Origin of the sequence: Halomonas sp. B23F22_20 (assembly GCF_043496985.1) — a bacterium.
Classification (GTDB): Bacteria; Pseudomonadota; Gammaproteobacteria; order Pseudomonadales; family Halomonadaceae; genus Halomonas.
The window spans coordinates 60,917-69,941 of record NZ_JBIEKH010000014.1 but is presented as its reverse complement, the minus strand read 5'-3'; the positions used below and the strand labels follow the sequence as shown (position 1 = coordinate 69,941).

Below are 9,025 nucleotides of genomic sequence, written 5' to 3'. Positions count from 1 at the left end.
CCTAGAACGGCACATGCACCGAGGCGGTGATCAGATTGAGGTGCGAAAGGGCCGGGTCGTCGACGCGTTCCACCTCCAGGCGGCTGACCCAGCTTGCGAAACTCAGTCGCGCGCCGAAACCATTGACGCGGGTGGTGCCGCCTTCTGGCAGGCCAGGATTGCCGCCGCTGGCCGCACGGCCTTGCCAACCCGCAAGCCCGGACTTTGCATAGAGGCCAAGGTGGCCGAGACGCACGCCGGCCAGCAAGCTGCCGCCAAGGCTGGTGGTATCGAGGAGGGTATCGCGCGCGGCGACGGAAACGGGGACGTCATCGCTTTCCCGGTAGCGTACTTCGGCGCCGATATCGAAGCGCGGCAGTCCCCTGGGAGAGAACCCGGCCGTCAGGCGGAACCCCGAGGTCACGCCATCGGGGCTCTCGACGTCGTCGCCCTGAAGACGCAGACCGTTGTCCAGCAGGGCGATATCGGTGGCATCACCGGTAAAGGCAGGAAGCTCGGCATCCGCGAGGGCCGATGAGGACACCACTAACGACGAGGGTAGTAGCAAGGCCAATAGAATGTGTCGCCATGCCGGGGAGATGTTCATGGATGCCGGGCCTTGAGAGGAGACGTCGGGTCGTAGGCTTCAATTTATTGAAGTTAGCAGGCGACACCGTCGTTTGCCAGACGCTAATGTCTCAATTCTTCATCGGCATTCTCTCTGCGAAGCGAGCATGCAGCGCCGACAGCGTCGGCGTGTCGAGATCATGATATCGCGCGGCATTGAGCAGCGGACCGAGAATGGCAGCATGCTCGGTGGGGCGCCCGGCCTGCACGTCCTGAAGCATCGAAGCGCGATTGTTGGCGGTGGCCGACACCACCGACCATACCTGCGATGACCAGCCATCCTCCGGTGCCGCGATGTCCTCGGCGGTCATGATCGCTGCCACCTCGGCGATCGCTGCGTCGACCATGGGCCGAAAAGGGCGGTCGCGCAGCTGACCGTTGCGAATCCGAAAGCGTGCCACCAGCGGATTGATGGCGGCGTTGACGGCGAGTTTGTGCCACAGCCGCACGCGGATATCGTCGACCGCGCAGGCGGCAAGTCCCGCTGCACTGAGCCGCGCCGCGATCCTCTTCGCCAGTTCGGTGTGGCGGCCGGCGAGATCGCCGATCACGGTCTGGCCCCGGCCGGCATGCACCACCCCAGCGTCGCCGTCGAGATATGCCCCCTCGGTGGTGCTGGCACATAGCACCGGGCCGGACCAGATGGCGCTGATCGATTCCTGTACGCCGTAGCCGTTCTGCCACAGCACCAGTGGCGTGTCCGGGGCGAGACGTGGCGCGATGGCCTGGAAGGCAGCCTCGGCGGCGTAGGCCTTGGTGGTCAGATGGACGACGCTGGCCCGTTCGGCAACGGCGTCGGGCAGCGTCGCCGCGGTGATGCTCTCGATATCGAGCGTTCGCGTCTCGCCGTTCAGCGCGGTGAGGGCCTGGCGGCGGGGAAGCTCGCGGCGGCCGATCAGCGTCACGCTGGCGTCGTTCGTCGCTGGCGTGGCGAGGTGCAGGGCCAGCAGTCGTCCCAGGGCGCCGGGTCCGAGAATCAGCGTGCTCATGAAGAAGAGCTCCGTCGGCGCCGGGGGCTGCTCGCGCCGGTCTTGCCGCCTTTCGCGGTCCCGCCGGTGCCGCCGCGTCGGCCGGTCGTCTTGCCGGCGCTCTTGTTCCCGCTCTTGCGTCCGGCTCCGCGGCGCGCCTTGCCGCCCGACTTGTTCGAGCGAGCCGCCGGCTCGGCACCCTGAGCATTGGCCAGGGCCTGACGCATGCGGTCGGCGTCGGCTCGGCCCAGCAGCTCGCGCAGGTCGTGCACCAGGGCATCGAGGAAGGGGGCCGGGGCGTCGCCGGCCTCGGCGATGGCGGAGAGTCGCTGCTCCCACAGGGCGGTGCGCTCCGGGCGGCCTACGGCCTCGGGTAGCGAAGCGATCAGGGCGTCACCCAGGCGAGTGGCGCGCAGCGCCTTGCCTTCGCGTACGAGATAGCCACGGGTTTCCAGGGTCTCGATGATACCGGCGCGGGTGGCTTCGGTACCCAGGCCGTCGGTGTCGCGCAGGGTGCGCCGCACTTCCTGATCGTTCACGTAGCGGGCGATGTTCATCATCGCCTTGATCAGGCTGGCGTCGGTGAAGGGCTCCGGCGGTCGGGTCTCGCGGTCTTCTACGCCGGCCTCTTCGACGCGGCATGCCTCGCCCTCTGTGAGCGGCGGCAGCGGCGGGGCCTCGTCGCGGGTGGTGAACAGCGGCTTCCAACCTGCTTCCAGCACTTCCTGGCCGCGTGCGCGGAACAGCTCGCCGGCGATCGTGAACTCGGCCTTCATCTCGCGAGTGGCGAGCGCAGGGTAGAACTGGGCCAGCACGTTGCGCGCGATCAGCCGGAAGACGTCGGCTTCCTGGCGCGACAGCTTCGCCGGATCGGCGGTCTTGCCGGTGGGGGCAAGCGCATGGTGAGCGCCGACCTTCTTGTCGTTCCAGGCCTTGGAGCGCTTGGCGAAGTCGGCGCCGGCCAGCCAGCTGCGCAGTGTGTCGTCGCCGGCACAGGCGCCTTGCAGGGTACGTCGGGCGCCGGACCAGTGCTCCTCGGGCAGGTAGCGGCAGTCCGAGCGCGGATAGGTGATCAGCTGGTGGCGCTCATAGAGGCGTTGGCAGATGTCGAGCACCGCCTTGGCCGAGAGGCCGTGGCGGCGTGCTGCATCGACCTGCAGCGCCGACAGCGAGTAGGGCAGGGGCGCGGCCTGGCGCTTGTCGCGGCGCTCGAGCTTGGTCAATCGGCCCTCGGCGCCGGGCAGGCGCTCGGCCAGGGCGGCCGCCGGGGGGCGCTCGAGCAGCCGTCCCTGGTCGTCCAGCGGATGTCCCTCGCCGGGGGCCCACCAGGCTCGCAGCCGACCGCGGGCGACGGCGAGATCGGCCCACAGCACGTAGAAGGGCTTGGGCTCGAAGTGGCGGATCTCGGCATCGCGGCGCACCACCAGGCCCAGTACCGGGGTCTGCACCCGGCCCACCGACAGCACGCCGTCGTGGCCGGCCTGGCGGCCGACCAGCGTCCAGGCGCGAGTCAGGTTGATGCCATACAGCCAGTCGGCCCGGGAGCGGGCCTGCGCGGCGCGGTAGAGCGGCGCGTAGCGGGCGTTGTCCTCCAGCCGCGAGAGCGCCCGCTTGACCGCCGGGGCGTTGAGGTCGCTGACCAGCAGCCGCGACACCGGCCCCTTCCAGCCCAGGTGTTCGATTACCTCCTGCACCAGCAGCTGGCCCTCACGGTCCGGGTCTCCGGCATGGACGACCTCGCCGGCCTGCTTGAGCAGGCGGCGGATCACCGCGATCTGGCCCCTGGCCTTGGGTCGTGGTGCGAGCTTCCAGCGATCGGGCAGGATCGGCAGGGTATCGAGGCGCCAGCGTTTGAGGTCCGGGTCGTAGGCCTCTGGCGGGGCCTGCTCCAGCAGGTGGCCGAGGCACCAGGTGACCGTGGTGTCGCCGGCCACCAGGGCGCCGTCCTCGCGGCGGGCGGCGGCGGGCAGGGCATCGGCGATGGCCCGGGCCAGGCTGGGTTTCTCGGCGATGATCAGGCGCATGGGACCTCGTTGGCGACGTTCGGCACATGGGAATTCTTACAGTATTTCACTCGGGTCGCCAGGGGTAAGATGGGGAACTGCTGTACAATACTTGTCACACTTTATCGGAGAGCCAAGGCCCATGCGCGAACGCGGTCGTACACGACGCCTGCTGGGGCTGGGGACCCGCACCGGGGGTGCCATGCTGCGCACCCGCCTGGGTGGGCAAGCGAACTGGCGCGCCCTCGGCGAGGCGCTGTTCGAAGGGCTTGCCGAGCTCAAGGGGCCGGCCATGAAACTGGCCCAGATCATGGCTCAGTGGGACGACCTGCTACCCCCGGAGCTGGCCGACGAACTGGCCCGCCTGCAGCGCCAGGCCACGCCGATGCCCTGGGAGGACATTCGGCGGACCCTGTGCGACCAGTATGGTGAGCTCGAAGCCTTATTCATCGAGGTCGAGACCGAGCCCTTCGCCAGCGCCTCCATGGGCCAGGTGCATCGGGCGGTGACCCGCGACGGCGAGACGGTGGTGCTCAAGGTGCAGTACCCGGGCCTTGACGAGGTGCTGGAAAGCGATCTCATCCAACTGCGTCGGCTGATGCGTCTGGGGCGCTGGTTCAATGTGCCTCAGGCACGCCTCGAGGCGCTGTTCGAGGAGCTCGCCGCCAGCCTGCGCGGCGAGCTCGACTACCGGGCCGAGGCCAGTGCCCTGACGCGCTATCGGGCGCGCTATGCGCACCTCGAAGGGCTGGTGATTCCCGAGCCGCTACCGGCACTGTGCGGCCAACGAGTGCTGGCCATGCGCCACGTGGCGGGTACTCCGCTGCGCGAACTGGAGGGTGCCGATGACGCCGTGCGCCAGCGCCTTGCCACTACGCTGGCCGACTGGCTGACCGAAGAGCTGTTCACCCATGGCGAACTGCACGCCGACCCTCATGCCGGCAATTTTGCCGCCGACGCGGCCGGTCGGCTGGTGATCTATGATCTGGGAGCGGTCATCACGGTGCCCCACGAGCGCCTGGCGGCGATGATGCGGCTGCTCGAGGCGACCCTGGATGCCGACCCCCTGGCGATGGACGCCGCCATGCTTGCGCTGGGCGGTCGCCAGGGCGAGGGGGCGCCTCTGTCGCTCTATCGTGAGGCCGCCGAGGCGGTGGCGCCGCTCTTCGCTCCCGGCCCCCAGGACTTCGGCGACGTACGCGTGCACCGCCGGCTGCGCGAGCTGAGCCCCCGGGTCTGGGCGGCCATGGACCGCCTGCAGCCCCCGGCGGATACCCTGCTGCTGTCGCGAACCCTCAACGGCCACTACTGGAACCTGGTGCGCCTCGGTGCGCGTCTGGACATGTCGGCGCGGGTGCGGCCGCTGCTCGCTCGGGCTTTGCGGTAAGCGGCTGCCAGCCCGTCGCTTGGCTGGTAGACTGTGCGATTTTTCGGCAGTGGAGACGGCAATGCTGGCGGTATGGGTAGAACAGCTGCTGGGGTTCGCCTCGGGCGCCCTCAAGGCGATTCGCGAAGACGAGCGTTATCCGACGCTGATGGCCTGGGCACGTGAGGAGGGACCCAAGCTGACCGGAGATCCGGCCCTGGCCCAGGCGCTGGCGCCGGAGCTGTGGTCGCAGACCCCGCTGGCACGTTTGGATTTCGCCTGCGAGGCCCTGGCTCGCCCGGGGCGCAATGAGCCCTGCTGGTGTGATTCCGGGCGCAAGACCAAGCACTGCTGTGGGGCCGTCACCCTGCCGGGCGAGGTGCCGGGCCACCTGATGTGGATGCTGTCGCTGCGCGACTGGAAGGGTGAGACCCTCAAGGCCGCGCTGGCCAGCGGGCGGGCACCGGCCCAGGCGCTGCTCGAGGCCGGACTGATCGCCGCCGAGTCCGGCCAGCGCGGTCGCGCCCAGCAGATCCTCGAATCGCTGTTCGAGACCGCCGACTGGGCGCGTCTGCCGGAGCAGGCCGAACCCGCTTTCGAGATCCTGGTCGACCTCTATCAGGAGCGAGGTTTCCACCGCAAGCGTGAGGCACTGCTCGACGCCGTGCTCGATCGCGGCCCTCTGTTCCTGCGCGGCGTCGCCCTGGAGCGGCTGTGCCTGCTGCATCTCGACAACGACGACCTGGACAGCGCCCGGGCCGCCTTCGTGCGCGCCCAGCAGGCGCTGCCCGATTCGCCGACCCTGGCCTACATCGAGGCTATGCTGCTGCTCCATGAGGGCCACGAGGAAGAGGCCCGGGAGCGCTCGCGGTTCTGGTTTCGTCGGCTCTCTCGCCAGGGCGACCTCGATCCCGACCAGCTGCAGTTCCTCGCCGACCTGGCCGACAATCCCGGGGCAACGCTGGCCGAGCAGTTGCTCAACGCCGAGGAGGACCTGGCAGAGCCGCTGGTCGCCTTCCAGGCGCTGCTCGAGTCGCTGCCCACGGCGCCATGCCTGGACCTGCGCGTAGAGGAGGGCCAGCTTGCCTACCATCGTAGTGCCCGGGAGGACACCCTTTATGCGGCCTTCCGCGCCGTGTTCCCGGCCGAGGTCGAGAACGAGGCGCCGCTCGGCTTCGATGCCGACCCCTGGTCGGCGGCCGGTGAATGGTTGCCGGAGCTGTGTGCTCATCCGGAGTGGCTGGATTCCCCGGCGGTGATGCAGTCCCTGTCGCTGGCCATGACCAGTCGCTTCGGCAGCCTGCCCTGGATGGCGCCGAGCCTGTTCGAGCCGCTGGCCGGTCGTCTGGAGCGCTGGCTCGATCAGGCTCGGCAGCTGGGGCAGGCGTCGCTGACCTGGGAAGTGGCCGACAACGCCGTGTTGCTGCGCACGGGGCTGGCGTTGGTGGTGGGCATGGAACGCGGCGCCCGGCAGCGTTCACGGCGGCTCGCCGAGCGGCTGCTCGAGCTGGATGATCGCGACAGCCTGGGACTGCGCGAGCTGGTGCTTGACCAGCTGCTGCGCGAAGGACGCGACGCCGAGGCCTTGGCGCTCAGCGAGTCCGCGCTGTCCTCGCCGTCCGAAGAAGAGGGCCTGCTGGGACTGTTGATGGGCCGGGTGCTGGCGCTTTATCGGCTGGAGCGCGGCGATGAAGCCGCCGAAGCCCTGCGCGAAGCGCACCGCCACAACTCTCATGCGCCGGCGCTGCTGTGTGCCGACAACCCGCGTCCGGCGGGGAGCGCTGACAGTGCCTCGGCGCCCGGCTCGCGGGCCGAGGCCTGGCAATACCGTACCTTGATGCGCGACCAGTGGCGGACCACCCCGGGCGCACTAGAGTGGCTGGCTGCTCGCCTGGACGCCTGACTCGGCGATCCCCGACGAGCGGCCGTGTCTCCTCGGCGTCGGTCGCGTCAGGTCGCGTCGGGCGTCGCCACCAGGCGGCGGTCGCGGCTGACCCAGATCGCCAGGGCGATGGCCGGCAGGCCCAGCAGCGAGGCCAGCAGGAAGAAGTCGGCGTAGCCCTGGGCCTCCACGACCAGGCCGCCGAAGCCGCTGAGGAACTTGCCTGGCAGGGTCATCAGCGACGAGAACAGCGCGTACTGGGTGGCGGTGTATGCCCTAGATGTGAGACTGGAGAGAAAGGCGATAAACACCGCGCTGGCCAGGCCGTTGGAGAGATTGTCACCGACGATGGTCACCACCAGCATCGGCAGGCTGTCGCCGACCAGCGAGAGGCCCACGAACAGCAGATTGGTCAGGGCCGTGGCGGTGGCGCCGAGTATCAGGATCGGGCCCACGCCATATCGGGCCACCAGCAGGCCGCCTAGCAGGCCGCCGCCGATGCTCATGGCGATGCCGAAGACGTTGGTCACGTTGGCGATGGCGGCCAGGCTGAAACCCAGGTCGATGTATAGCGGATTGGCCATCGAGGCCATGGCCAGGTCGCTGATCCGGAACACCGCCACGAAGGCCAATAGTGCCAGCGCCTTGAGCCCGTGGCGGGCGAAGAAGTCGGTGAACGGGCAGACCACCGCACCGATCACCCAGGCACCCAGGCGGCGCAGCCAGGTCGGTTGGCCGCGGCTGGCGCGCAGGAAGGCGCGCACCCGTGGCTCGTGAATCAGCTGGGTGGACAGAGCCAGACGCTCGGGCTCGGGACGCGCCAGTACCGTGATCATGCCCACCGTCACCAGGGCGGCCATGGCGAGGTAGGCGGCGTGCCAGGAGACCAGCGAGGCGACATAGAGGGCGCCGGCGCCGGCGGCGATCAGCCCGCCGCGATAGCCGATGATGTAGGTGGAGGCCATGGCCGCCTGCAGATCTTCCGGCGCGGATTCGATGCGAAAGGCATCGATGGCGATGTCCTGAGTCGCCGAGCCGAAGGCCACCAGCAAGGCGAAAGCGGCGACCAGCGGCAGATGGTCCAGCGGATCGAGGCTTGCCAGGCCCACCAGGCCGGCGGCGATCATGGCCTGGGCCAGCAGCATCCAGCTACGGCGCTGACCGAGTGCCCGGGTCAGCACGGGCAGCGCCAGGCGATCGACCACCGGCGCCCAGAAGAACTTGATCGAGTAGAGAATGCCGATCCAGGCGAAGAAGCCGATCGCCGCCACCTCGACGCCATCGCTGCGCAGCCAGGCCGAGAGCGTCGAGAACACCAGCAGGAAGGGTAGGCCCGCCGAGAAGCCCAGAAACAGCATGGTCAATACCGAGGCCTGCCGGTAGACCGATAGGGCATCGCGCCAGCTGCGCTGCGCGGTTGGGGTCGGCATGGTGAGGCTCTCCTTGCTTCATGTCAGGTCACGTACTGGGGTATCGATGCTAAGATGGCGGCCTCAACCGGGGCTCGCATCGCGGGCGGCACGCGCCGCCGATTGTTGCAGAGCCCCGGCGCCGACACCAGCCAGATGCGACTGACAACGACATGAGTGACGACGACATTCGCCAGGATGACGCCGAGGATGCGGTGCCCCGCTGGTACGCCATCCAGTGCAAGGGCGGCGAGTCCTTTCGCGCTGCCGAGCACCTGGGCAATCAGGGCTACGAGATCTTCCATCCGGTGCTCGAGGTCCAGAAGAAGCGCCGCGGTAAACTCGAGTGGGTGAGCGAGCCGCTCTTCCCTTACTACCTGTTCATTCGCCTCGACCGCCTGGTCAGCAACTGGCGACCAATCCGTTCGACGCGTGGCGTGCTCAAGCTCGTTACCTTCGGCGGCGGAATGCCGGTGCCGGTCGGCGACGCTTTGGTGGCGACCCTGCGCCAGCACGCCCAGCGTGACCAGGACGATACGGGCCATGTCTATTTTCGCGCCGGCGAGGCAGTAGAGATCACCGAGGGGCCCTTCAAGGACCTTCAGGCGATCTTCTCCAGCCACAAGGGCGAGGAACGTGCCATCGTGCTGCTCAACATGCTGCACCAGCAGCAGCGCCTGGAGATGCCCGTTACCCAGCTGCGTCGTCGCGACTGACCGCGCCTCGTTCATGCATCCGATCCGCGAGTTCGCAGAACCCGAGCGCGTTGTTTCGATGCCGAACCCATTTCC

At 68.7% G+C, this 9,025-nt stretch carries 7 protein-coding genes; 3 read left to right on the top strand and 4 right to left on the bottom strand.

Translation table 11 applies throughout. From position 1 onward, the window contains the following. Position 1: 1 nt before the first annotated feature. From ACGTN6_RS13045 to ACGTN6_RS13035, 3 genes are all read right to left on the bottom strand, one after another. Positions 2–523 (bottom strand): hypothetical protein, encoded by a 522-nt coding sequence (locus tag ACGTN6_RS13045; RefSeq protein WP_394592180.1) that lies wholly within the window; start codon positions 521–523, stop codon positions 2–4. A gap of 154 nt (positions 524–677) precedes the next feature. Further along, positions 678–1,595 carry a ketopantoate reductase family protein gene (locus tag ACGTN6_RS13040; protein WP_394592179.1) on the bottom strand — a complete coding sequence of 306 codons (918 nt, stop codon included), beginning with the start codon at positions 1,593–1,595 and terminating at the stop codon, positions 678–680. Next, positions 1,592–3,598 (bottom strand): DNA topoisomerase III, encoded by a 2,007-nt coding sequence (locus ACGTN6_RS13035; protein WP_394592177.1) that lies wholly within the window; start codon positions 3,596–3,598, stop codon positions 1,592–1,594. The genes ACGTN6_RS13040 and ACGTN6_RS13035 overlap by 4 nt, the downstream gene beginning before the upstream one ends. A 121-nt stretch (positions 3,599–3,719) precedes the next feature. On the opposite strand from ACGTN6_RS13035, the gene ACGTN6_RS13030 reads away from it, so the two are divergent. Next, positions 3,720–4,964, top strand: a complete 1,245-nt coding sequence (locus ACGTN6_RS13030) for an ABC1 kinase family protein (RefSeq protein ID WP_394592175.1) — start codon at positions 3,720–3,722, stop codon at positions 4,962–4,964. Positions 4,965–5,025: 61 nt separating this feature from the next. Further along, positions 5,026–6,846 carry an SEC-C metal-binding domain-containing protein gene (locus ACGTN6_RS13025; RefSeq protein WP_394592173.1) on the top strand — a complete coding sequence of 607 codons (1,821 nt, stop codon included), beginning with the start codon at positions 5,026–5,028 and terminating at the stop codon, positions 6,844–6,846. A gap of 47 nt (positions 6,847–6,893) precedes the next feature. On the opposite strand, the gene ACGTN6_RS13020 is transcribed toward ACGTN6_RS13025, so the two are convergent. Beyond that, positions 6,894–8,255, bottom strand: a complete 1,362-nt coding sequence (locus ACGTN6_RS13020) for an AmpG family muropeptide MFS transporter (protein WP_394592172.1) — start codon at positions 8,253–8,255, stop codon at positions 6,894–6,896. 152 nt (positions 8,256–8,407) lie between these two features. Between ACGTN6_RS13020 and rfaH the strand changes: the two genes are divergently transcribed. Beyond that, positions 8,408–8,950, top strand: coding sequence for a transcription/translation regulatory transformer protein RfaH (gene rfaH, locus ACGTN6_RS13015; RefSeq protein WP_394592170.1), 543 nt, complete (start codon positions 8,408–8,410; stop codon positions 8,948–8,950). Positions 8,951–9,025 lie beyond the last annotated feature (75 nt).